This window comes from Marisediminitalea alba, from assembly GCF_002993365.1.
GTDB classification, from domain to species: domain Bacteria; phylum Pseudomonadota; class Gammaproteobacteria; order Enterobacterales; family Alteromonadaceae; genus Alteromonas; species Alteromonas alba.
On record NZ_PVNP01000207.1, the window covers coordinates 70,584 to 94,542 of the forward strand.

The 23,959-nt window shown below is 50.4% G+C and carries 21 protein-coding genes; 8 read left to right on the plus strand and 13 right to left on the minus strand.

What is annotated here, in order from left to right; all coding sequences use genetic code 11:
- Positions 1 to 714: 714 nt before the first annotated feature.
- The gene (gene puuE / locus C6Y40_RS22525; RefSeq protein WP_105936640.1) at positions 715 to 1,623 is read right to left on the minus strand and encodes an allantoinase PuuE; all 909 of its coding nucleotides are present in this window, start codon (positions 1,621 to 1,623) and stop codon (positions 715 to 717) included.
- The gene (locus tag C6Y40_RS22530) at positions 1,620 to 2,273 is read right to left on the minus strand and encodes a TetR family transcriptional regulator C-terminal domain-containing protein (protein ID WP_105936641.1); all 654 of its coding nucleotides are present in this window, start codon (positions 2,271 to 2,273) and stop codon (positions 1,620 to 1,622) included. The genes puuE and C6Y40_RS22530 overlap by 4 nt, the downstream gene beginning before the upstream one ends.
- Before the next feature lie 407 nt (positions 2,274 to 2,680).
- Here C6Y40_RS22530 and xdhA point away from each other — a divergent pair, with 407 nt between their 5' ends.
- Genes xdhA through C6Y40_RS22565 form a run of 7 tightly spaced genes read left to right on the plus strand, consistent with a single transcriptional unit; the run spans position 2,681 to position 10,675 of the window.
- Positions 2,681 to 4,123, plus strand: coding sequence for a xanthine dehydrogenase small subunit (gene xdhA, locus C6Y40_RS22535; RefSeq protein ID WP_105936642.1), 1,443 nt, complete (start codon positions 2,681 to 2,683; stop codon positions 4,121 to 4,123).
- On the plus strand, positions 4,116 to 6,452 hold the full coding sequence (xdhB, locus tag C6Y40_RS22540) for a xanthine dehydrogenase molybdopterin binding subunit (RefSeq protein WP_105936643.1): 2,337 nt from the start codon (positions 4,116 to 4,118) through the stop codon (positions 6,450 to 6,452). Before xdhA ends, xdhB begins: the two co-directional genes overlap by 8 nt.
- A 1-nt stretch (position 6,453) precedes the next feature.
- Complete coding sequence (xdhC, locus tag C6Y40_RS22545) at positions 6,454 to 7,317, plus strand: xanthine dehydrogenase accessory protein XdhC (RefSeq protein WP_164464628.1); 864 nt, start codon at positions 6,454 to 6,456, stop codon at positions 7,315 to 7,317.
- Positions 7,304 to 7,828, plus strand: coding sequence for a 2-oxo-4-hydroxy-4-carboxy-5-ureidoimidazoline decarboxylase (gene uraD / locus C6Y40_RS22550; RefSeq protein WP_105936645.1), 525 nt, complete (start codon positions 7,304 to 7,306; stop codon positions 7,826 to 7,828). Before xdhC ends, uraD begins: the two co-directional genes overlap by 14 nt.
- On the plus strand, positions 7,828 to 8,151 hold the full coding sequence (gene uraH, locus C6Y40_RS22555; RefSeq protein WP_105936646.1) for a hydroxyisourate hydrolase: 324 nt from the start codon (positions 7,828 to 7,830) through the stop codon (positions 8,149 to 8,151). The genes uraD and uraH overlap by 1 nt, the downstream gene beginning before the upstream one ends.
- A complete protein-coding gene (gene guaD, locus C6Y40_RS22560) occupies positions 8,151 to 9,452 on the plus strand; it encodes a guanine deaminase (protein ID WP_105936647.1) in 1,302 nt (433 codons plus the stop codon). The genes uraH and guaD overlap by 1 nt, the downstream gene beginning before the upstream one ends.
- A 2-nt stretch (positions 9,453 to 9,454) precedes the next feature.
- The gene (locus C6Y40_RS22565; RefSeq protein ID WP_105936648.1) at positions 9,455 to 10,675 is read left to right on the plus strand and encodes a urate hydroxylase PuuD; all 1,221 of its coding nucleotides are present in this window, start codon (positions 9,455 to 9,457) and stop codon (positions 10,673 to 10,675) included.
- 108 nt (positions 10,676 to 10,783) lie between these two features.
- Here the strand turns inward: C6Y40_RS22565 and C6Y40_RS22570 are convergent, their stop codons facing one another.
- The 3 genes from C6Y40_RS22570 to C6Y40_RS22580 all read right to left on the minus strand — a co-directional run bounded on the left by C6Y40_RS22570 (position 10,784) and on the right by C6Y40_RS22580 (position 14,672).
- Positions 10,784 to 12,067, minus strand: coding sequence for a diguanylate cyclase (locus C6Y40_RS22570; RefSeq protein WP_105936649.1), 1,284 nt, complete (start codon positions 12,065 to 12,067; stop codon positions 10,784 to 10,786).
- A 65-nt stretch (positions 12,068 to 12,132) separates the two neighbouring features.
- Positions 12,133 to 13,485, minus strand: coding sequence for an ATP-binding protein (locus tag C6Y40_RS22575; RefSeq protein ID WP_105936650.1), 1,353 nt, complete (start codon positions 13,483 to 13,485; stop codon positions 12,133 to 12,135).
- Positions 13,486 to 13,493: 8 nt separating this feature from the next.
- Positions 13,494 to 14,672 (minus strand): FIST signal transduction protein, encoded by a 1,179-nt coding sequence (locus tag C6Y40_RS22580; RefSeq protein WP_105936651.1) that lies wholly within the window; start codon positions 14,670 to 14,672, stop codon positions 13,494 to 13,496.
- Positions 14,673 to 14,876: 204 nt separating this feature from the next.
- On the opposite strand from C6Y40_RS22580, the gene C6Y40_RS22585 reads away from it, so the two are divergent.
- A complete protein-coding gene (locus tag C6Y40_RS22585) occupies positions 14,877 to 16,034 on the plus strand; it encodes an HDOD domain-containing protein (protein WP_170308562.1) in 1,158 nt (385 codons plus the stop codon).
- Here C6Y40_RS22585 and mobA read toward each other — a convergent pair.
- From mobA to C6Y40_RS25625, 8 genes are all read right to left on the minus strand, one after another.
- Complete coding sequence (gene mobA / locus C6Y40_RS22590; protein WP_105936653.1) at positions 16,023 to 16,616, minus strand: molybdenum cofactor guanylyltransferase; 594 nt, start codon at positions 16,614 to 16,616, stop codon at positions 16,023 to 16,025. The two genes, C6Y40_RS22585 and mobA, sit on opposite strands and share 12 nt — an antisense overlap.
- Positions 16,617 to 16,623: 7 nt before the next feature.
- Positions 16,624 to 17,838: an alginate export family protein gene (locus C6Y40_RS22595; RefSeq protein WP_105936654.1), complete on the minus strand. Its 1,215-nt coding sequence runs from the start codon at positions 17,836 to 17,838 to the stop codon at positions 16,624 to 16,626.
- 81 nt (positions 17,839 to 17,919) lie between these two features.
- Positions 17,920 to 18,768: an ABC transporter ATP-binding protein gene (locus C6Y40_RS22600; protein ID WP_105936655.1), complete on the minus strand. Its 849-nt coding sequence runs from the start codon at positions 18,766 to 18,768 to the stop codon at positions 17,920 to 17,922.
- 28 nt (positions 18,769 to 18,796) lie between these two features.
- Positions 18,797 to 19,720 carry an ABC transporter permease gene (locus C6Y40_RS22605; protein WP_240622061.1) on the minus strand — a complete coding sequence of 308 codons (924 nt, stop codon included), beginning with the start codon at positions 19,718 to 19,720 and terminating at the stop codon, positions 18,797 to 18,799.
- A gap of 108 nt (positions 19,721 to 19,828) precedes the next feature.
- Positions 19,829 to 21,220 (minus strand): CmpA/NrtA family ABC transporter substrate-binding protein, encoded by a 1,392-nt coding sequence (locus C6Y40_RS22610; RefSeq protein ID WP_105936657.1) that lies wholly within the window; start codon positions 21,218 to 21,220, stop codon positions 19,829 to 19,831.
- Positions 21,221 to 21,486: 266 nt separating this feature from the next.
- Entirely contained in the window at positions 21,487 to 22,485 is a 999-nt protein-coding gene (locus C6Y40_RS22615) for a glycosyl transferase family protein (protein ID WP_105936658.1), read from the minus strand.
- Entirely contained in the window at positions 22,466 to 23,362 is an 897-nt protein-coding gene (gene cobA / locus C6Y40_RS22620) for a uroporphyrinogen-III C-methyltransferase (protein WP_105936659.1), read from the minus strand. Before cobA ends, C6Y40_RS22615 begins: the two co-directional genes overlap by 20 nt.
- Positions 23,346 to 23,936, minus strand: a complete 591-nt coding sequence (locus C6Y40_RS25625; RefSeq protein ID WP_420836952.1) for a (2Fe-2S)-binding protein — start codon at positions 23,934 to 23,936, stop codon at positions 23,346 to 23,348. Before C6Y40_RS25625 ends, cobA begins: the two co-directional genes overlap by 17 nt.
- Between the last annotated feature and the right edge of the window lie 23 nt (positions 23,937 to 23,959).

Genomic DNA, 23,959 nt, shown 5'->3' on the forward strand with positions numbered 1-23,959 from the left:
TTCAGCCGGTGCGACGAAAAAGACACCGTCATGCCGGAAGCTGCCCTGGCAGCTATCCGGTATCTCCTGAAAAGTTTTGCTCAGTCAACAAGAGTGATATCAACATCTTCGGTAATCTCCACATCCTGTCGGGGTGCCGACTGCACCCAAAGGGGAGATGGCTCCCCTTTGGAAACCTTCCAGTTCTTTAATCGCGAAGGTGCATACTGTCACCGGGCAGGTAAAACCTATCGGTCAGAGAGGGCGTCCTGCCCTCCTGACCGGAGCCATCATCCATGATGCCTCTTCGCTTTTACTTGATCTGCCCGGTGACAGTATTTCGCGATACAAAGAACCAAATAAAAAGCAAAAACACGCTAACGCGCCGAACTCACCTCTACTCGTCATACCGGAAGCGGCTTTAGCCGCTATCCGGTATCTCCAGAAAAGTTTTGCTCACCCAAAAAATACTGTTTCAGGTAGTCAAACTGTTTAAAAGATACCGGCTCGCAGGCCGGTATGACAGATTTATTTGGGCGGTATTACAGTGATTTTTAAGGCTACAATACGATGTTAAGACACCGGCTTTTACCCGTTCGGTTATTGCGAACTATTGGGCCGGTATGACAGTTTTTTCAGCCGGTGCGACGAAAAAGACACCGTCATGCCGGAAGCTGCCCTGGCAGCTATCCGGTATGACGGTGAAGTTTATAATAACTACTCAATGTACAACGGTTATTTTTCGCCGTAAGGAAAGTGCTCGGCCCAGTGCTGAGCGATTTGCTCTCTGGTACAACACCATACCTGATCATGACTCTGCACATACTCAACAAAGCGCTTTAACGCAGCAAACCGGGCCGGACGGCCAATGATACGATTATGCAAACCTATGGATAACATTTTGGGGGCGTCCTGCCCTTCTTCATACAACACATCGAAAGCATCTTTCAGATAAGTGAAAAACTGTTCACCACTGTTAAAGCCCTGTGGTGTGGCAAACCGCATATCATTGGTATCCAAAGTATAAGGTATCATCAGCAACGGCTTACTGTAATGCGTATCATAGTAAGGTAAATCGTCGGCATAGGAGTCGGCGCAATATAGAATATCGTCACGCTCAGCGATTAATGCCAAAGTATTCGGACTGGTGCGGCCGGTATACCAACCTGCGGGGACTTTACCCGTGAGCGCTTTATGGCGCATCACAGACTCTTCAATCTGGGCCCGTTCTTCGTTGATATCCATGTCCTGAAAATGGATCCAGCGTAGTGCATGACTGGCGATTTCCCAGTCGGCATCGAGCATGGCTTTAACCACTTCAGGGTGACGCTCAAGTGCCATGGTCACGCCAAACACTGTGAGCGGAATGTTAGCCTGAGTGAACAGGCGGTGCAGACGCCAGAAGCCAGCACGGGAACCATATTCATAGATTGATTCCATGCTCAGGTGCCGGTCCGGATAGGCTTGTGCACCAATAATCTCGGACAGAAAGATCTCAGAGTGGCTGTCACCGTGCAGCACACAATTTTCACCGCCTTCTTCGTAATTCAGCACAAACTGTACCGCCACTCTGGCATTGCCCGGCCAGCGTGGATGCGGTGGGTTGGCACCGTAGCCAATCAGATCTCTTGGATAATCACTCATTTCGCTGACTCCGCGTATTTTTCAGGCACGGTAAGACCACAGCCTGACAATATCAATTGCACCAGCTGGCGGGTAGCTTCATCAAAGTCTGCCCGTTTCATGGTCTTGCCTCGCAAACTGGTAATTTGTGCCGAAAAATCGGCATAGTGCTGGGTGCAGGCCCAGATGTGAAATAACAGATACAGCGGATCAACGGCGGTCATCCGCCCCTGGGCTATCCAGCTATTCAAAATAGCAACCCGCCCTTCCATCCAGGCCACGTGCTCGTTGCTGAAAAACTTATTGAGATAAGGTGCGCCATTGAGCACTTCCATGGCGAAAATTTTAGACGCCTGGGGATGGGTCCGCGACATGGTCATTTTATCGGCGATATAATCAGCCAGCGACTCTGCCGGATCGTCGTCTTCGGTCACTTGATCGAAGCGTGAATTCCACAGCGACATAATGTCCTGCAACATTGCCACATACAGGCCCTGCTTGGATTTAAAGTAATACAGAATATTGGTTTTCGGTAACTCCGCCTCGTCAGCAATTTGCTGTACCGAAGTGCCCTTAAAACCATAAGTTGCGAAAGCCTTTTCAGCCGCGGCCAGAATTTTCTGTTTGTTCTTAGCCCCGATACTACCGTCCATTTTCGATTTACTCGCCATTAATACTGCGTTCCTTGTTTTTCACTGAAATTGACTGAGCACCTGAATGTCATCAGGCATCGCCCTGTGATAGCGGGCGGATGTCCATTCATGCTACATCTTGTCACTTTCTCGTTGCTTTGTCTCAGTACAGAGTCTGTTTTACAGCAATTTCCTGACCACTTAGTCATTTTTTTGCCGACCAAGTGGTCAGTCCATGTAATTGTCGTTGCAGTAACCTACGCTACACTTTACAGAAAGCAGGCAGAAGCCTGACAAGCCTCCTGTCTGATAACGCCTTGTTAGCATACCGGTTAGGCTGCAGCGCTATTTAAGCACAAAAAACTGACCACTTGGTCTACTTTTTGAATAGTATTTCCGGTATGGTATGCGCTTATTAGCCCGCCATCTCAGGCCCGGAGCACAGGATGATAAAATTTTTACTTAATAATGAATTGGTTACGTTAGAAAATGAGGCTGCAGAAGTGTCTGTACAGCAATACTTGCGTGACCAGAAAGCGCTGACAGGCAGCAAGGAAGGCTGTGCAGCGGGCGATTGTGGTGCATGCACGGTCGTTCTTGGTGAAATTGCCCCTTCCCAAACAGGTATTTATTACCGCAGTGTCAACAGCTGTATTACGCTGATGGCAGCTCTGCATGGTAAACAGCTGATCACAGTGGAACACCTTAGTGACGGCAACACTCTCCACCCGGTACAACAAGCCATGGTCGAACACCATGGCAGCCAGTGTGGTTTTTGTACGCCGGGTTTTGTGATGTCGATGTTTGCACTTTATCATACCGATCACCCCGCCACGCGCGAAACCGTTAACACCGCGCTGTCCGGCAACCTGTGCCGCTGTACCGGTTACCGGCCTATTATTGAGGCCACGCTGGACGCCTGTGCGCACCGCAAAGCCGATAAGTTTACCGGGCAGGAGGGCGAGGTACTGAAACAGTTAGAGGCCATTGCCGCCGAGACATCGACGCCGGTGATGAACAAGGTCTATTTGCCTTCGAGCCGTGAAGCCATGGCAGCCTTACTGCAGGCGCATCCGGATGCCCGTTTTGTCGCCGGTAGCACTGATTTGTCGCTTGAATATACCCAGCAGTTAAAAACACTTCCAACCTTGGTAAGCACTACCCGGGTTAAAGAGTGCCGTGAGCTGGAAGTAGACGAACAGGCTGTTACCGTTGGCGCAGCGTTGCCGCTCAGCGACATAGCACCGGTGCTGCACGAGCATTTTCCGCAGCTTCATGAACTGATTGACCGCTTTGCCTCCCTGCCAATAAGAAATCAGGCCACACTTGGCGGCAATGTGGCCAATGCATCCCCTATCGGCGATATGCCACCGGTACTGCTGGCCCTCAATGCCACTGTCATTCTAGATAACGGCAGCGACTACCGCGAGGTCCCGGCCGATAAATTCTTCACCGGCTATCGCCAAACCGTTTTAGCCGATAAAGAGTGGATAAGCGCTATTCGCTTTAACCGTATGGATGAGCAGACGCAGTTAAGAGCCTACAAAGTCTCCAAACGCCACGAAGATGATATTTCTGCGGTCTGTGCCATTTTCACGGTAACGCTGGAAGACGGCATCGTCAGCGCTATCAGCTCCGGCTTTGGCGGCGTGGCAGCAACCCCGGTTAGCTGCGAAGAGCTGGAACAGCGTTTGCTGGGTAAAAACTGGCGTGAGCAAAGCACCCGCCAACTGGGCATGGAAATCCTGGCTGAGGCGTTTTCCCCGATTGATGATGTGCGGGCCAGTGCCAGTTATCGTAAACAAATTCTCGCCAATTTATGGCAGCGCTTCTGGTTTGAAACACAATCTGAACTATTAGCCACAACCCGGGTGACAGCTTATGCGTAAACTTGTCGATCAACCTTCACATAAGGCCGAACATTCACCGCTGCTGCGCTCTGAAAAACACGAAAGTGCCATCCGCCAGGTCTCGGGCAGCGCAAGGTATGTCGACGATATCCCCGCGCCAGCATCGTTATGCTATGCCAGCGTTGGAGTGACCAATGTCGCCAGTGGCACTTTGACTTCACTGGATCTCAGCGCCGTAAAACACTCTCCCGGTGTTATCGACATCATTACTATCAGTGATATTCCCGGCCATACCGATATAGGCCCGGTGTTTGGTGGCGACCCCATTCTGCTTGATAACGAAGTCAAATTTCATGGCCAGCCGGTCTTCGCCGTACTGGCAGAAACCCAGGAACAAGCGCGGGTTGCCGCCACTAAAGCCACCATGACCTTTGCCGAGGCAGAGGCTATTCTCACCACTCATGAAGCGCTGGCTGCCGATGCCAAGGTGCGCCCTACCCATGAATTTGGTCGTGGTGATGTCAGTAACACCCTGCAAACCGCACCACTTACCGCATCTGGTCATTTATCAGTGGGCGGTCAGGAACATATGTATCTGGAAGGTCAGGTGAGCCTGGCGATCCCTGAAGAAGAAGATCGCATGAGCATTTTTACCTCCAGTCAGCATCCCAGTGAGGTGCAAAAACTGGTGGCCGAAGTGCTGGATGTCAAATTGCACCGCGTGGCAGTGGACATGCGCCGTATGGGTGGTGGTTTTGGTGGTAAAGAATCCCAGGCGGCCCAGTGGGCCTGTCTGGCTGCGGTTTTTGCACTGCGTACCCGGCGCGCGGTAAAAATGCGCCTGCCGCGCATGCTCGATATGCAAGCCACCGGCAAACGTCACCCTTTTGAAAACGACTATGAAATTGCCTTTAATGAAACCGGCAAAATGCTGGGTGCCAAAGTCACCGTATCGGGCAACTGTGGCCACTCACCGGATTTATCAGACGCCATTGTCGACCGCGCCATGTTTCACGTTGATAACGCCTATCAGTTAGGCGATACCCATATCACCGGCCACCGCCTTAAAACCAACATTGTGTCACATACGGCATTCCGGGGGTTTGGCGGCCCACAAGGGCTTATTATGGCCGAGCTGATGATGGACGTGGTAGCCCGAAAAACCGGGCTGGACCCGTTAAGCGTGCGTAAGCTCAACCTTTATGGTGAAGAGAATGGTACGGTTACCCCATACGGGATGCCACTGGAGCAGGATATTCTGGCCGACCTGATTGGCAAACTGGAGGCCAACAGCAATTACTGGCAGCGCCGCGAAGAAGTAAAAGCGTTTAACGCTGCCAGCCCGATAATCAAAAAAGGTCTGGCCCTGACGCCGGTAAAATTTGGTATTTCATTTACCGCCAAACACCTTAATCAGGCTGGTGCACTGCTGCATATCTACACCGATGGCAGTATTCAGGTTAATCACGGTGGTACCGAAATGGGCCAGGGTCTGCACACTAAAATCGGCCAGATTGTGGCCCATGAATTTGGCGTAACGCTGGATAATATCGAGGTAACCGCCACGCGCACTGATAAAGTGCCTAATACCTCGCCCACAGCGGCATCAAGTGGTACCGACCTTAACGGTAAAGCCGCACAAAATGCCTGTATTACTATTAAAGAGCGCCTGGCCGCTTTCTTTGCCGAACAATTTAACGTGCCGGCAGAAGATGTGATCTTTGCGGCGGGTCAGGTAAGCGCCGGCGGTCATCACCTGCCCTTTACCCAGTTAATTCAGAATGCCTACATGGCGCGTATTTCGTTATCGGCTACCGGCTACTACCGCACGCCCAAAATATACTACGATCGCGAAACCGGCTCTGGCCGGCCGTTCTTTTACTTTGCCAACGGCGCGGCTGTTTCTGAAGTCAGTGTGGATACCCTGACCGGCGAATATACCCTCGATAAAGTGGATATCCTCCATGACGTAGGTACCAGCCTTAACCCCGCCATTGACCGCGGCCAGATTGAAGGTGGCTTTATTCAGGGCATGGGCTGGCTCACCACCGAAGATTTACGCTGGGATGACAGCGGCCGGTTAATATCTAATAACATGGCCACCTATAAAATACCGGCAATTGGCGATACGCCTGCACACTTTAACGTCGCGCTGTTTGATCGGCCCAACGCCGAAGACAGTATTTATCACTCCAAAGCCGTAGGGGAGCCACCCTTTATGCTGGCCATCTCCGTGTGGTGCGCAATTAAAGACGCCATTGCCAGTCTGGCCGATTATAAGGTGGATCCTGATCTGCCTGCCCCGGCCACACCAGAAAAAGTCCTGATGGCCATTAACGCCATACAGAATGCCGGTGGAGAGCAGTAATATGCAAAACGAAAAATGGCAGGTACGACGCTGGTTCGAGGCTATTCACTATTGCGAACAACACGCCGAGGGTTATGCGCTTATCACGGTACTTACCACGGCTGGCTCCACGCCCCGTGAACAAGGCACCAAAATGGTCGTCACTGCTGACCGCCAGTTTGACACCATTGGTGGCGGTCACCTGGAGTTTAAAGCCATAGAGCTGGCCCGGCAGGCTCTGGCAGACAGTGTCAACCAGCGCCAGAACCAACAGGCGGTCCACCCTTTTCCGCTGGCCAGTAAACTGGGCCAGTGCTGTGGCGGCGCAGTAAAATTGCTGATAGAAACCCACGTTAGTCACCGCCAGGTACTGGCGCTGTTTGGCGCGGGTCATGTGGCCCAGGCACTGGTGCCTGTCCTCGCGCAGCTACCACTGTCTGTACGCTGGATTGATAACCGCGAGTCACTTACGCCCACCGGCCCCCTGCCGGCGAATGTGGACTATCTGTGTGACGATGAGCCGGTTGGCGAAATTCCATTGTTACCCGGTGGCAGCTGGGTGGTAATTATGACCCACGATCATCAACTGGATTTTGAGCTGGCCGAAAAAGCCCTCAAACACCCGGATTTACCTTACGTAGGTATGATTGGCTCTCAGACCAAAGCGAAACGGTTTGTCCACCGTTTACAAAGTAAAGGGATCAGCGAACAGCAACTCGCGCACTTCGTGACCCCCATTGGCCTTAGTGAAATACCGGGCAAACTGCCCGTGGAAGTGGCTGTATCGGTAAGCGCACAAATTATTCAGCGCTTGCATGGGGTTACTGGCTCAGCAGCATCCGGCACTGTCAACACGAAAAAGGAAGTACTTCATGACACTCAATGAATTAAATCAACTGGACGATAATGCCGCTTACGACTGGTTTGAAGCCAGCTGCGCGGCTGAGCGCTGGGTTAATGCCATGGTCACAGGCCGGCCGTATAAAAGCGCTGCTGATGTATACAGCTACGCGGTAGAAGTGTGGGAATCGCTCACCGAAAGCGATTACCGCCAGGCCTTTGAAGCGCACCCGATGATTGGTGATGTAAACAGTCTCAGGGCCAAATTCGCCAACACCAAAGACACCGCAGCATCAGAACAGCAAGGCACTGCGGTAGCCAGCGAAGAAACACTGCAGGTGCTGCATACGCTTAATCATGAGTACCTTAACAAACACGGCTTTATCTTTATTATCTGTGCCACCGGGCTTAGCGCCGATACCATGCTTCAAGCGCTGCAAAAACGCTTGCCCAACGATACGGTCAGCGAGCTCGAAAACGCCGCTGCCGAACAAATCAAAATCACCCTGCTACGCCTGACCAAAGGGTTAAGCGCACCAACACAGGAAGCTTCATAATGATCAGTTTATCCAGCCATGTGCTAGATACCACTTCAGGTAAACCGGTTGCCGATATGCCGGTCACACTTACCGGCCCGGACGGCAGTCAGGTAACCGCCGTTACCAACAGCGATGGACGTTGTATGGATTGGCCCGATATGACTTTCAGCGCCGGTATTTATGCCATTCGTTTTGAGTGCAAAGACTACCTGATTGCTAACCATGGTCAGTCATTTTATCCCTTCGTTGATATCCATTTTGAGATGACCGAAGACGGTGGCCACTACCATGTGCCACTGCTTATCTCGCCGTTTGGTTTTAGCAGTTACCGGGGTAGCTAGTGGCAACGACACAACTCATTCGCGGTACGCTTTATCATTACCCGCGCTCAACAACACAGTATCACAGCGATCTGCAGAGCTTTAAAGATGGTGCAATGCTGATAAAAGACGGCAAAATTGCCGATCTTGGCGACTTTTCAGCGCTGAAAGCACGCTATGCCGATGTAGACGTTATCGATTACTCAGGCCGGGTTATTATTCCGGGACTTATTGATACCCACCTGCATTTTCCGCAAACCGAGATAATAGCCAGTTACGGTGAACAATTGCTGACCTGGCTGGATAACTTTACCTTTCCGGCGGAGCGACAGTTTGAAGATGCCGACTTTGCCAACACCATGGCCGACGCCTTTTTAACCGAATGCCTGAAAAACGGCACCACTACCGGGCTGGTTTATTCAAGCGTGCATAAGGTCGCTACCGAGGCGCTGTTTGAGGCGGCCAGCCAGCGCAATATGCTCACCGTGGCCGGTAAAGTGTGCATGGACAGGCACTGCCCGGACTGGCTACAGGATACGCCCGAATCAGCTCAGCGCGATAGTGCCGACTTAATCGACCGCTATCATGGCAAGGGGCGCAATTACTATGCCCTCACTCCGCGCTTTGCACCTACCAGCAGTAGCGCACAAATGGCTGCACTGGGAGAGCTCGCGCAGCAATATGAAGACGTTTTTATCCAGACCCACCTATCAGAAAATCACGATGAGATCGCCTGGGTTAAAACGCTGTACCCCGAGTGCGAAGATTACCTGGCGGTGTACGAGAAATACCATATGGTGCGTCCCAGAGCGGTTTATGGCCACTGTATTCATCTGTCTGACAGTGAGTGGCAGCGCATGGCTGACAGCGGCGCCATTGCGGCTTTCTGCCCGACATCTAACTTATTTTTAGGCAGCGGCTTATTTGAACTGAGCAAAGCCGAAAAATTCGGCGTACCGGTCACACTGGCTACCGATGTAGGCGGCGGCACCAGTTTTAACCTGCTCAGAACCCTTGGCGAGGCTTATAAGATTTGCCAGTTACGCAATTACAGCCTGTCGTCGCTACAAGGCTTTTATATGCTCACCCAGGGGGCTGCCGATAGTCTGGGGTTAAGCAATCAAATTGGTAACCTCAATCCGGGCAGTGATGCCGATTTTGTGGTGCTTAATCCCCGCTTTGATGCCCTTACTCAGCTACGCATCGATACAGAAAGTACCTGCGAAGACACCCTTTTTGCCCTGACCATGCTCGGCGACGATCGCGCCACTGTGGCCACCTATGTGGCAGGTCAACCACAATATCAACAACAGGAGCTCTAACCATGGTGTGGCTTGATTGGCTTTCATTATTTGTACGCTGGTTTCACGTAATCGCCGGCATTGCGTGGATTGGTGCCTCGTTTTATTTTATCTGGCTGGATAACAGCCTGGAAACACCGCCGGACTGGAAAAAACAAAAAGGCATTAAAGGCGATTTATGGGCTGTGCACGGCGGCGGTTTTTATGAGGTCGGCAAATATGCTTATGGCCCTGAAGTCATGCCAAAAACCCTGCACTGGTTTAAGTGGGAAGCCTACTCCACCTGGCTAAGCGGCTTCGCGTTGCTGATCATCGTGTATTACTTTGCCGCATCGGCGTATCTTATCGACCCGTCGGTGATGGCGCTTAGCGAAGGTGAAGCAATTGCCCGCGGACTCGGTTTACTGGCCAGCGGTGTTTTGCTTTATGAGCTGGCCTGTCGTTCACCGCTTGCCAACTACCCTAAAGTGTTCGCCATTGCCCTTACCGCGTTGTTAGTTGTGGCCAGTTATCTGGCGACCCATTGGTTCAGTGGCCGCGGCGCTTATATTCACGTAGGCGCCCTAATTGGTTCGATTATGGTCGCCAATGTGTGGCTCAATATTATGCCGGCGCAGCGTAAAATGGTGGATGCTGTCGCCGCAAAACAAGCCGTCGACCCGGCCTGGGGCGCTGGCGCTAAATTACGCTCGGTGCATAACAACTACCTGACGTTACCCATCCTGTTCATCATGATTAGTAATCATTATCCGATGACTTATCAGCACCCGCAAAACTGGTTAGTATTAGTAGCGATCATGGCACTATCTGCGTGGATCAGGCACTTTTTTAATTTGCGTCATGTGGGTAAGTTCAGTCCGGCTGTGTTGGTAAGTGGTATGCTGGGTTTACTTGCAGTAGCGCTGTGGGTGTCCTGGCCAAAACCGCCGCCTGAGGTAAGCGTTGCCCCCACAGCGGCAGTGAGTGAAGGGCAAACCGCTTCGCTGTCGGCGCTGGATAAGCAAGTGCTGGAACTGGTAGAAACCCACTGTGTAGGCTGTCACTCAGCGACCCCTACCGACGACATCTTCAAGGTTGCGCCGCTGGGAGTGAAACTCGATAACTGGGCCGACATTGAGCGTCAGGGCCGTCAGCTGGTGAATCGCACCACCGTTACCCGGGATATGCCGTTTTTAAATAAAACCAATATGACCGATGAGGAAAGAGCCACAATTGCCGCCTGGGGCAAAGAGCAAGGCTATTAGTCTTACACCGGCCCAGCTAACCTTACCTGATTGTGCAACATACACATGAGGGTAAGGCAGCTGTGCGGCCGGACTGGCAAAGATAATTGTTAACTATTAAAAAGGTAGCTAGGATGCCTTATTCCCTTTTACGTGATACATCTGTCTGTCAGCTTCCTCAATCCATTGCTGAACGTTTTCCAGCTCCTGATGCCACTGGGACATGCCAATTGAGCACTGAATCAGGATCTCCTGTGAACGCTCACTCCTGACTATCAAAGGCTCAGCAAAGATACGGTCAATCAGATGCTGGGCTTCATAGTCCCGGGTATCTCTTAACAACAGCAAAAATTCATCGCCCCCATAGCGCCCCACCAGGTCATTTGAGCGCATGGTGGATTTTATCCGTTCGGTGAGGAGCACCAGTGCCTTATCGCCTTTCTGATGACCATACTGGTCGTTGATCTGCTTAAACTTATCAAGATCTAAGAATGCCAGAGTGGACGTGGTACGTTCGCCAATTCGCCGCAGGCGTTTAAATTCGGCATCCAATGCAGCTAAACATTCGCGGCGATTATCTATCCCGGTCAGGCCATCGGTTCTGGACAACACATTTAGCTTTTCATTGGCAGACTTTAATGCTTCATGCATTTGTTTATCGTGAGTAATGTCATCTGCAGTAATCACCAGACTTATCACTTCACCACAGGAAGCGCGGATCACTTCGCCACGTTCTCGAATGTATCGAAGCTCGCCATCATCGCGCATAATACGATATTCAAAGGTCCAGGGGTTAGTAATGGTGTGCCGGTAAAAATCCATTACCCGGGGCCTGTCTGCCACATGGATGTGACCGATAAAGCTTCTTGGATTATCGTAGAGTTCCTTGGCACTGCGCCCCCAGATACGCTGATAACCCTCATTAATGTAAACTAAAGACGTCAGGTCGGGGCTGACGACGCTCACTGCCATGCGATCAGATAACGAACTGATAATAGAACGAAGGGTTTCCTGGGACTCAAAATAATCCTGTTCTATACGTTTCTTCTCATCAATATCCTCCACCACAGAGATGAAAAAAGCCGGCGTCTCATCTTCATTTCGCACCAGCGTAACGGTAAGGTTACCCCACACCATCTTGCCATTTTTATGGATATAGAGTTTTTCCATCTGATAGGAATCGTAGAATCCATCCAGTAACTCCGCCACGCGCTGTAGGTCTTTGTCGAGGTAGTCAGGATGGGTAATATCCTGAAAGTCCAGCTTTACCAGCTCTTCTTTACTGTAGCCAAGAAAGCTACTGAGCGCGGCATTGACGCGAATAAATCCCCCTTCAGGGCTAACATGGGCCAGGCCTATGCCACACTGTTCGAAGGTCGATTCAAATACTTTCGGTGTTGTCTCATTAGCCATTGATTCCTCCACTCTGAACCGGCTGTAAACGTCCTTTTAATTACCCTGCGCTATGCGTGCATCGATTATTTACTGACCCGTGGTAATCGGATCAAAAAGCAGGTGCCTTTAGCACTGCTCGACTCAAGATGTAACTCGCCACCGTACTTTTCAACAATGGCTTTTGAAATGGATAATCCCAGTCCGGTTCCCATTCCCACGGTTTTGGTGGTGAAGAAGGGATCAAAAATTTTAGCCGCCACCGCAGCCGGAATACCCGGCCCGTTATCTGCTATGCGGCAATCCACGCTATTGTTTCCCGCCTGAATAGTGATCGCGATCCTACCTGCTTTATCGGTTATCGCCTGGATTGCATTAGTCACAATGTTGATAAAGACCTGGGCAAGCTGATTAGCGTTAACGTGAATGACAGGCTTTTCTTCGCAACGGGTAAAATCGATATCCACTACCGTTTTTGCCTGGGTTTTGATTATTGTCAGCGCCAGCTCAATAACAGCGTTTAAATCCAGATCAACCCGGGTTTTTTCATCCGGGTGCGAGAAAGACTTAAGATTGGCAATAATATCGCTGGCACGCCGAATGCCTTGCAGCGACTCATCAATCAAATCGTCCGTATCTGTTAAAATATAGTCTATATCCATCTTTTTGTGCAGCGCTTTCATCGCCTCAGACGATTCTGTTGCCTTACTGACAAACTCACTGATATCGCCAATGTAATCCTGCAAACTGGACAAGTTGCTGTTAATAAAACCCAGCGGATTATTCAGTTCGTGGGCAACACCGGCAGCCAATTGTCCCAGCGCGGCCATTTTGTCCTGGTGCATCATCGATTTTTCAATACGGTCGCGTTCCTCAAGCAGGGTTTCGCGCTCGCGGATAAGACTACGTTGTTCAAAATGAGACAAGGTATTCGCGACAAACGCACTAAAAGATACGAAGATATCTTCGTACTGCTTAGAAAATGCACCAATATTTTTATCGGATATCAGCCAGATATATTTTGCCTGGGAGGTACTGATTGGGTGAATGAGCACCGAGTTCGCATCCGGTAACCAATCACCCAGATGGGCTTTCCACCCCGGGATCAAAGCCACATTAAATACGTTCATGGTTTCTTCAAAAACGTTGGTTAAATCGGTGTAGCGCAAGGGTTTAAAGGTTTTCCCTTCTATACTGCTGCAAACCGGAATCACCGTACTTTGCTCTTCATTATGATGGGCAATGAGAATTTGATCGCAAGGCAATATCTCACCAATTACCTCAAATAAACGTGCGAACACCTCACTTCGGTGAGTGGATGTCATGATCGCATCCAGACTATGCAGCATTAACTGATTAATCTGTTTAAAGCGTTGCAACTGGCCGTTTTCGTAACGTAACTTTTGAATTGTTTCGTGGAGTGTTTCTACATCGGTCACGAATTATTTCACCCTATCGCCGTTGCAGAAATCATTAAATTACCGTGACGGCTGATGCCATCTGAGAAACAGCCCTGTTCGCCAAAAGTAAATCCCACAATAAATGGTACATCCTGAGCCAGTACCAATAGCGAACGCTGGATCTCATCAAGATGGTCCTTAACAGCCAGCATACAGCCGCCACAAAAAACAATAATTATTGCCCTGGGACGACATTCATAATTCAGCTCATGGGTTTGCAACACTACTTCTGTCACTTCGGTAGCTCGCCGGATTAGATTATCCGGTTGCCCGCTCATCAGCGTAATCTGTTCGCCGACTTCCAGGCTGGCAAACAGCTCAATGCTGCCATCGTCATTCAGTCGTGCCGGATGACTAAGCAGCGGCACACCGAGGCTCATTGCGCCCTGGTTGCGACTAATCGGAAAATAGGTACTAGCCTGCAATATGTTGCCAGGTTGCAGTGGCGCTTGCTCGAGCAGATTCAGCCAGCGATTGTAGACCGTGCCGGCCGGTTCGCCGTCGAGGGTATAAATTTTTCGACCTTCTCCCGCTGTGACCTGGGCAGACAATTCTGTCGGCTCATAGCCAGAACTAAAATAACAGGACACCGGCTCACTCATATAAAGTACCGCGACCACGATACCGTTATGGTGCAGCTCTTTTCCATCAAACTGCACCCATTTACCTTCGATACTGTTATCGGCACTGCTGCCGCCAAATATCGGCACACTGTCACCAAGCACGCCATGCAGGCCATTGAGCACTTCTTCTTCATTGCCCGGCGCCACAATCAACCAGACCAGCGACGGCATTTCACCCAGCTTGCCCGCGTCCTGCATCGCATTCACCAGTGTCGCCTCGGCGATAGCTCTCTCCTTACCGGGCGCCAGTTCTGCTGAGGCCACGCCCGCACCGCCATCAATATCAGCCACAGAAAGCACATGCAGATAGCTTTCGCCTTTATCAGTGCCTAAATGGCTCATAGCCCCCAGACAACTGGAAGAAGCAATCCATCGCGCACCGTTTCGTTTATTATCAGCCTTATTAGAGCCTGCCAGAGCGGTTACCGCTGCGACATCACCGAAAGCAATATTGATGTCCGCTTTGTCCAGTTCAGATATCACGCACGTTTCGCCAAATGATCCATTCGCATCCAGGGGGAAGCGATTGACACCGATATGCATAGCCAAAACCCTTTAATTGTCACAAATGTCGCAATTTACACAATAATGACTTTGTATTTTAATTTTTACATTGATTTATATAGGTTATGAACAGTAAACTTGCAAAAAAATATCGTATAAATAAGCATAACCACTAATGCCCTATATTTCCATTTAGCCATGTGAAGCAACTCTCGCGGCTATAGGTACAAGATGGCGGGCAGAATGACTTTTGCTATTGAGGCTGGCAGTAAAGCAACGATGACCAATAACTACTATGCAGTGTTTATCGACGACGATGAACTGATGCTCAAGGCAATCAGGCGTACTTCACGGCGCCTGATCCCAAACTGGGATGCCACTTTCATCAATCAGCCGTTAACATGGCAAGAGTCATTGCGAGAGAAAGCCTATCCGGATATTGTATTTTGCGATTACCGAATGCCGGGGATCAACGGCGCAGAGTTACTCCAGCAAGTCGCCCACAAATATCCTTTGTCTATTCGCGTACTGATGACCGGCGATACCCGGGACGAAATCTTGCTTGGCAATAGCGGCAATGCCCACAGCCTGCTCAATAAACCTTTTAGCGACGAACATCTCGGTGAACTGTTAAGCCACGTAGAGAAGCTAAAAGCCCTGCCGGTCACCCACTCCCAACAACAATGCCTGGGTCAGTTAAGCCAGTTGCCGGTATTGCCCGAAATTATCGAAAAGTTACGTACCGCGCTAAATGATGAAAACACAAACGCCAGTCAGATTGCCGATATTATTCTTGAAGAACCGTTGATCGGCGCGCGTATTATGCAGGTTGCCAATTCGGCCTACCTGGGTTTCCAGCGCACCACCGATACCCTGGAAGAAGCCATTAGCAGACTTGGTACACAGTTACTTTACGCCCTGACCATCAGTTTTGTACTGGAGACTGAAACCGCGCATCTCATGCCCGCCGCGCTCCACCAGCAAGTCTGTGAAAGCACCAGTCAAATGGCGGCCTGTGGCAAAGCCCTGGCGGTTGCACTGAATTGTCCGGCCAAATGCAAGGAAAAGGTATTTACCGCAGCGGTATTAAATGGCACTGGCCGACTGGTACTGGCAATGGTCAATGAGAACTCACCGCAACTGGCTGCCCAGCTAAACAAAGTGAGCACGCATCCGGATATTCTTATTACGGTATTTTTACTTACCCTGTGGTGTTTCCCGGAAGAGTTAATCGCGCCGCTACTGGATATTCAGGATGCGCCGCTTGAAGAAGATAAAGCCTGGATCAACATACTCTACTACGCCCACCAATACATTACGGTAAAAGATAAGAGTCAGGATCTGGCAGACTATACCAGTACGTTGCCCGAGGACGTAAAGGAAGCCCTGTTAAAAACTTAACCCGGCCAGTTCTTCAGGGCGATTAATATTTACCAGCTCACCCGCTTTGCCACTAAATGCCACGGGCTGGGCATTCAGGCAGGCCAGTAATTTACGTACCGAAGGTGACGAGTCAGCGGCAATCAACTTCTGCGCAGACGCCTGAGATTGCATGTTGACAGGTATAACCAAGGGTAAATAGTGCGCACTGTAATAAGCGGTTTGTTGGCTACGCCTGGCGTACTCAAGTAAGGTATTGATGCTGAAAACAGAAAGACGGGGCATATCAACCGGCATAAACAAAGCCAGACGCTGACTCCCCTCTGCTGCAGAAAAACGCGCCAGCACATCACAAATAGCACTGGCAGGCCCCTGCCCTGACTGTTGTTCGACTAAATCAGCTAGAGCACCGCCCACCACAAAATGCTGATTCACCGCTGCCGCGCGAAGCACATCAGCCGCGATATCCAGCATGGTTTGCTGACCCACTTTGAGTTGCGCTTTGTCACTCCCCATTCGTCTGGAGCTGCCTCCGGCCAGGATGAATCCCAGGCTGTGATACGGAGGCTGCTGGATCAGCTTATCTATCGCGGCTGCTGTCATGGTCTGATTAAAACTTAGTGGCTATCCATACCCATAGTTTATCAGTATCTACCTTAATGTCGCCTGCTGAATAATTGGCATATTTAGCGCCGAAGCTAAATTTTTCAGCAATTTTGGTGGTGTACTGGATATTGATCTCACTACCCAGGTCGTCAACCGTGCTGCTCGCTTCATCTGCACTGAAGTCATGATACACAAACAACCATTTACCACCGGCAAACTTGGTTGCGGCACTCACGTAGACATCCTGTAAGCCCTGGGCTGGCGTACCTAACCATTGATCAGACCAACCATTAAATTTATGCAGGGTCGCCAGTGGTGTGGCAAAGCCGTACATGCCATCATCAGAGCCCAGTAGCTCATAGCCTAACTTAGCTGTTACGCCTGAAACCACCGCGCCCGCTTCTAACATTGCGTAGGTGGCAGAATAATCAGTCGCTGCCGCTTCGCTTGACTGGGTAGCAAACTCTGCGTTGTAAAGCCATTTAACCGAATCCGTTTTATAAGCTCCGCTATAACTTACACCGTAGGTATCCAGGCTGTTATCAGTGTTGTTATCCACTTCAAGCAAGTAGGCATAAGCGGTTAACTTACCAAAGTCATCTTTGTAACTTACGTTGAGCAAATGGTCTTTTGAATCAATATCCGCGGCTTCACCAAAAATACGGTTACGCTTATTGAGATAGGCATAAAACGCATTCAGTTTATCACTTGCCTTATAGTTTACCGATACCGCATCATAGGTCTGCCAATCCTGACGCCAGCCAACGTGTCCTACAAAACGGTGGCCGTCCAGCGCAATAATCTGGCGGCCGGCTTTTACGGTCAGGCCGTCATTTTTAAACTGCACATAGCCCTGATTCAGTTCGGTGGTTTCCGGGTCGGCAATCACTGAATATTCGCCGAGGTTATACCCAGCCGGGCCAACAGTGTAGTCGCCCTGCCCCATTACGATGGTCACATCTTCCAAATCCGCTTTGAATGAAAAGCCGTTGTACTCACCGGATTCAAAGCTAAGTAAAGTACGCAGCGTCAGTGCGCTGGCATCTTTTACCGCATTATCCTGATTCGCGCCTTCGTAACGCAGGCGAAAACTGGCTGATGCCTTGGAGTCTGATAACGCATCATGCCACTCAGTAGCCGCCTGGGCGGCAGGTAATAAGGCCGCAGAAATAACCGTAGCCAGCAGGCCTCGTTTGAAGAAAGAGCATTGTGTTTTCATGATAAATTCCTAAATTGAGCGTGAGAATACCCGGCCCGGCCTCTACAGGCCGAGCTAACAAATTGTTTTTATTGAGATTACTTAAGCGGCGTCAGACTTCTTTTTGGCGCCGGACTGCTTGCTTTTTTTATGGCCCGAAACGGTTTCCACTTTTTTCTGTTTTTCGTACAGGAAGGTCAGCACTTCATGACGATAGTGGTTATATTCAGGGTTATCAGCCAGTGCCAGACGGTCCCGGGGACGTTCGAGTTTAACGTCGAGAATTTCGCCAATGGTAGCTGCCGGGCCGTTAGTCATCATTACGATGCGGTCAGATAACAACACCGCTTCATCTACATCGTGAGTGATCATGATCACCGTATTACCCAAATCTGCATGGATCTCCATCAGTGAGTCCTGCAAATGAGCCCGGGTCAGCGCATCAAGGGCGCCGAAGGGTTCATCCATTAGCAGCACTTTAGGTTCCATGGCCAGCGCCCGGGCAATGCCCACCCGCTGCTTCATACCACCGGAGATTTCCGATGGCAGCTTGTCCAGTGCATGGGTCATGTGCACCAGTTCCATGTTGTGCATTACCCAGTCACGGATTTCCTGTTTGGATTTACCTTTCTGGGTCTGCTTCACGGCCAGCTCGACGTTTTTGTAGCAGGATAACCAGGGCAGCAGAGAATGGTTCTGGAACACCACTGCCCGCTCAGGGCCAGGCTCTTTCACTTCGGCACCGTCGAGAATAACGCCACCTGTGGTTGCCTGATGCAGACCGGCGACAATATTTAACACGGTAGATTTACCGCAGCCTGAGTGACCAATCAGCGAGATAAATTCCCCTTTCTGAATCTTCAGATTCACATCGGTTAACGCAGTAAACGGCCCTTTAGGCGTAGGAAAGTCAATCCCTACCTGGCTGAGTTCTAAATGTCTGCTTTGCATAATTTATTTCCTCGAATATATTAGCCGCTTAGCGCAGCACTGCGTTTTTGTCCCAGCTTACCAACCGCTGTACCGACAGCATCAGACGGTCGAGCAGGAAACCAATTAAACCAATGGTGATAACCGCTACCATGATGCGTGCCAGTGACTCTGAGCTACCATTCTGGAACTCGTCCCAGACAAACTTACCCAGGCCCGGGTTCTGTGCGAGCATCTCGGCCGCTATCAGCACCATCCAGCCGATGCCCAGTGACAAACGTAAACCGGTAAAAATCATTGGAATAGAGGCTGGCAGAACGATTTTCTGCACATGGCTTAATGGCTTTAACCGCAGTACCTTGCTCACGTTCACCAGATCTGAATCGATGTTAGAAACGCCTACTGCAGTATTTATCAGCGTGGGCCATAAGCAGCACAACGATACGGTGAAAGCCGAGGTAATAAACGATTTGGAAAACATCGGGTCATCACTCACGTACACCGCACTGACCACCATGGTCACCAAAGGTAACCAGGCCAGCGGTGACACCGGTTTAAAAATCTGGATCAGCGGGTTCATGGCCGAGTAAGCGGACTTACTCAGACCACACAGAATTCCCACCGGCACCGCCACGATGCTGGCAATAAAAAAGCCCACCATCACCGTGTATAGACTGGTCCATATCTGATCGAAGAAGGTTGGCGCGCCGGTAAAATCACGGATTTTCGGCACGTAGGTCGGGTCCTGTGCAACACGCTTGGCGTTGCGAACTTCCTGGCGCTCGTAAAATGCGGCGGCTTTCTCTCGCTGCGCGCTGTGTTCATCGATTAACGTAAAGGTTTGTTCCCACACCTGCGCCGGGCCAGGAAACTGCCCCAGCGACGTATCGATGTTTTTGGCTACCACATTCCAAATCGCGAGGAATAATAATATGCCAACAACAGGCATCAATAATTTTGGTACGGTGGACATAATATTCCCTAACACATTTTTACCGCGGATCTGGCCAATATGGCTGACAACTGGTACCGATTTACTCATCGTCTTTACCTTTTATCATCGAGGGTCCGGGAGACACGGTTACAGAACCGTGTCGCCTTTCAGACCAATTGAGAATTTCTCTAAGTATTCATTGGGCTTGCTGCCATCAAACGTAACGTTATCGATAAACTCTGTTTGCGGCGGCTTAAAGCCGGTTTCTGTGTCGAAGTCAGGGAAATCTTTAGGATCTGCCAGACCTTCTTCAATCAGTGCTTTGGCAGCCATGGTGTAGATATCAGGGCGGTATACGCTCTTTGCTGTCTGCATGTACCAGTCGTCAGACTTAGGCTCTGCAATCTGACCCCAACGGCGCATCTGGGTTAAATACCAAATCGCATCGCTATAGTACGGGTAAGTCGCGTTGTGGCGGAAGAAAGTATTAAAGTCTGGCACTTCACGCTTATCGCCTTTTTCGTATTCAAAGGTACCGGTCATGCTGTTGGCAATAACGTCGGCATCGGCACCCACATAGCTGCTCTTGGCCAGAATTTTAACGGCTTCCGGGCGGTTAGCGTTGTTGTTTGCATCTAACCACATGGCGGCGCGGATCATCGCCTTAACCACACGAATGTGCGTATTGGGGTTTTCTTCGGCCCAGGTTTTGCTCACACCGAACACTTTTTCCGGGTTGTTTTTCCAGATTTCGTAGTCGGTGATAACCGGTACACCAATACCTTTAAATACCGCTTGTTGATTCCACGGTTCACCTACGCAGTAACCGAAAATGGTACCGGCTTCCATAGTAGCTGGCATTTGTGGTGGTGGCGTTACCGAAAGCAGCGCCTGAGCATCGATTTGGCCTGAGGTATCGCCTTTGTGCGGTGCATAGTAACCCGGGTGGATACCGCCTGCGGCTAACCAGTAACGCAGTTCATAGTTATGCGTGGAAACCGGAAATACCATGCCCATTTTAAATGGCTTGCCCGCTTGTTTGTAACTCTCAACCACCGGCTTTAAGTAGTCGGCTTTAATTGGATGTACTGGCTTGCCATTTTCAACCGGAATGTGCTTTTCCATCTCAGCCCAGACATCGTTAGAAACGGTGATCCCGTTACCATTTAAGTCCATGCTGAAAGCAGTAATAATGTGCGACTGGGTACCAAAACCAATGGTGGCGCCGAGCGGCTGACCAGCCAGCATGTGCGCGCCATCGAGCTGACCATCAATTACGCGGTCGAGTAACACTTTCCAGTTAGCCTGGGCTTCCAGCGTCACGTACAGACCTTCGTCTTCGAAATAGCCCTTTTCATAAGCAATCGCCAGTGGCGCCATATCGGTAAGCTTGATAAAACCAAACTTCAGTTCTTCTTTTTCTGGCCAGCCAATATCCTCAGCAGACACGGTAGTCACTGAGGCAGTAAATAATGACGCAACCAGTGTCAGCGAACCTGCCACCTGCTTGAACTTGTGTTTTACAGTCTTGTGTAACATGTACTTTCCTTAAGCCAAAAAAAAACCCACCCGTTCGAAATGACATCGTCATTGTGAACGGGTGGGCTTCGTTGCCGTATACCTCGCCTCGTTAGAAGACAGCAAGGTATTAATAAATTGTTTAGGTATAGCGCATACTAGTATTGCTAATTAGATATATACACATTTAGTGCCAACATTTAATAATTATTAATTTCAACAACTTATGGATTTCGGTTATTTGTCGCCGAAATTCAGCGACTCATCGTAGTGCATTTTGTGCACTGTCAGTGCTCACTGTGAAAAGGCAATGCCTGCTTATGGCGCATTTGCCATAGCTCTGTTGCCCGCTGTTGGGCCTCTTGCTGCCTTAATTTTTCCAGTAACATCAGATACACCGCCAGCGAAGCAATCACGGCCTGACGGGCAAAACCGTGTTCCAAATCGCCCCGCCACACCGCTAACATCGTCGCCACTGAGAAATCACGTTCTTTCATTGCCCAGCCATCCGCTTCGGGTAACACCACTTTGGTAGTGGCGCCGCTTCGGGTGTAATACAAATCTGTTGGTCTGTCGCGATTCACCTCAGGGTCGCCGCCGTCGCCACGAAACACCAGTGACTGCTGCGAGCTGAAGGTTTCATTAACTTTGGCATGTCGCTCATCCAGGTGAGTATGGTATACCCCCTGTACTGCAAACGGCGCATTACTGGGGTTTAACAGCCTTGCCAGGGTATTGGCACAGGACCGTAAGCCAAATAATTCGCGCAGTTTAATAATCCTGTCCAGCTCGGGTAGGGCAATGCCTAAATCCAGATAACAGGCATTCATGCTGCCCATGGTTTGCTCGGCATGTTGCACCGACGTTGCCAGTGGCAAACCCAACTCGGCCAGGGCATGGCTGGCATAAAAGCGTTTTGAACCGGGCTCACTGGCACCATGCAGGCACACCCGGTAGCCAACGCTTGCAAGTAACGCCGCGCTCAATAAATACCAGGGTAATTGTCGGCGTTTACCGGCATAACAACCAATATCCACACTGGCTTGCATTGCGCTTAATGCGGCGGGTAACTTGTCGCGACAGGCGGCAATAAAGCCGCATAGCTCTTCAACAGATTCTTCCTGCATGCGCAGCAGCATCAAAAAAGCGCCGGCTTGTTCCGGCGCTACAGATTGGTTGAGTAATTGAGAAAAAGCATCAAAAGCTTCAGCTTGCGTAAGATGCCGGGCGCCCCGCTGGCCTTTGCCGAGGGCTTTGATGTATTCGCTAAATGGCGCGTTGCTCATAGGTATGATGTAACAAATCGGCGGTGATGGGCTGACGGGCAGAAACCACATGACCAATCACGGTAAGTGCCGGTCCTTCGATTGCCGCGTCGAGCACGCGTTGATAAATATCGCTGACGGTGCCAACGATAACCTGCTGTTGATTACAACACGCGTTTTCAATCACTGCAACGGGTAAGTTAGCATCAACACCGGCTTCTGTAAGACGCTGAGATAACAACGCTAAACGCTTCAGCCCCATATAAACCACCGTGGTTTCCCGCGCACTGCTTTGGGCAATGGCCTGCCAGTCTGCCTCTTTGGCCGGGTCCTTAAACTGCGCGGTCATAAATCGCACAGACTGAGCAAAACGGCGGTCGGTTAATGGAATTCCGGTATAGGCCGAAGCACCCGATGCAGCGGTAATACCAGGCACAATAGCAAACGGAATACCCGCCTGATGAAGGGCATCAGTTTCTTCGCTGGTGCGGGCAAAAATCGCCGGATCGCCGCCTTTTAAGCGCACTACCCGCTTACCCTCAAGCCCAAGCTCAACCAGCCTCTGGCAAATCATTTCCTGGGGCACGCTGTGCTTGCCACAACGTTTACCCACAAACTCGCGGGCCACATGACGGGGAATACAATCGAGTACAGACTGATCCACCAGCCAGTCAAATAACACCACGTCGGCTTCCTGTAATAAGCGGTATGCCTTCAGCGTGAGCAGTTCAACATCACCCGGTCCGGCACCAACAATAAACACTTCACCGGGTTGACCATTTCGCCCGGCAGTATTTCTGTCTGCGGGAGTATCATTTTGCTGACCAAACAAGGCCGCGCCCAAACGGGACACTTTTAGCATCAGTGGCATCATCAGTGTATTAAAGCGCATATTCATTGGTCGTTTCCTCTTTAAGATGTGGCTTCGACACGGCCGAAGTCGATTCGATTAAACTGGCTAGCTCTGTTTTACAAGAACCGCAGTTGGTGCCGCATTTAAGCGCTTTACCCAGCCCTGCCACGGTATTATTGCCTTCAGCAATGGCTTGTTTAATGGTGTTTTCTCTAACCCCGAAACAGCTACACACCACTTTGCCCAGTAAAAAGGCATCATCGGGTTGCTGTTCCAGCAGGCCATTAATTTGCTCAGGTGACAGTTCATCACCGTTATAAAGACTATCCAGCCAGTCACGGGGAATATCGGTGGGTTTATCCGCTAACAATATCGCCAGAACCAGCTTATTTTTACGAGTAACCACTATGCTTAACTGATGTGGTCCTTGCAGCGTTGCCCACTGGGCATCTTTTGGCAGGTGTTTTATTACCTCAGCCACCATGCTTTGCGGGTCACGCTGATCGGCTATTTCGATGCAGGCAGCCACCGACGTTAGCGTATTCAGATAGTAATAAGTTGCTGACTGCAAAGCATTAACCAATGTTTCTTCGCCATACACCAGGCCATAGCTTTGCATAGCCACCGGGCTTAGCTTTATCG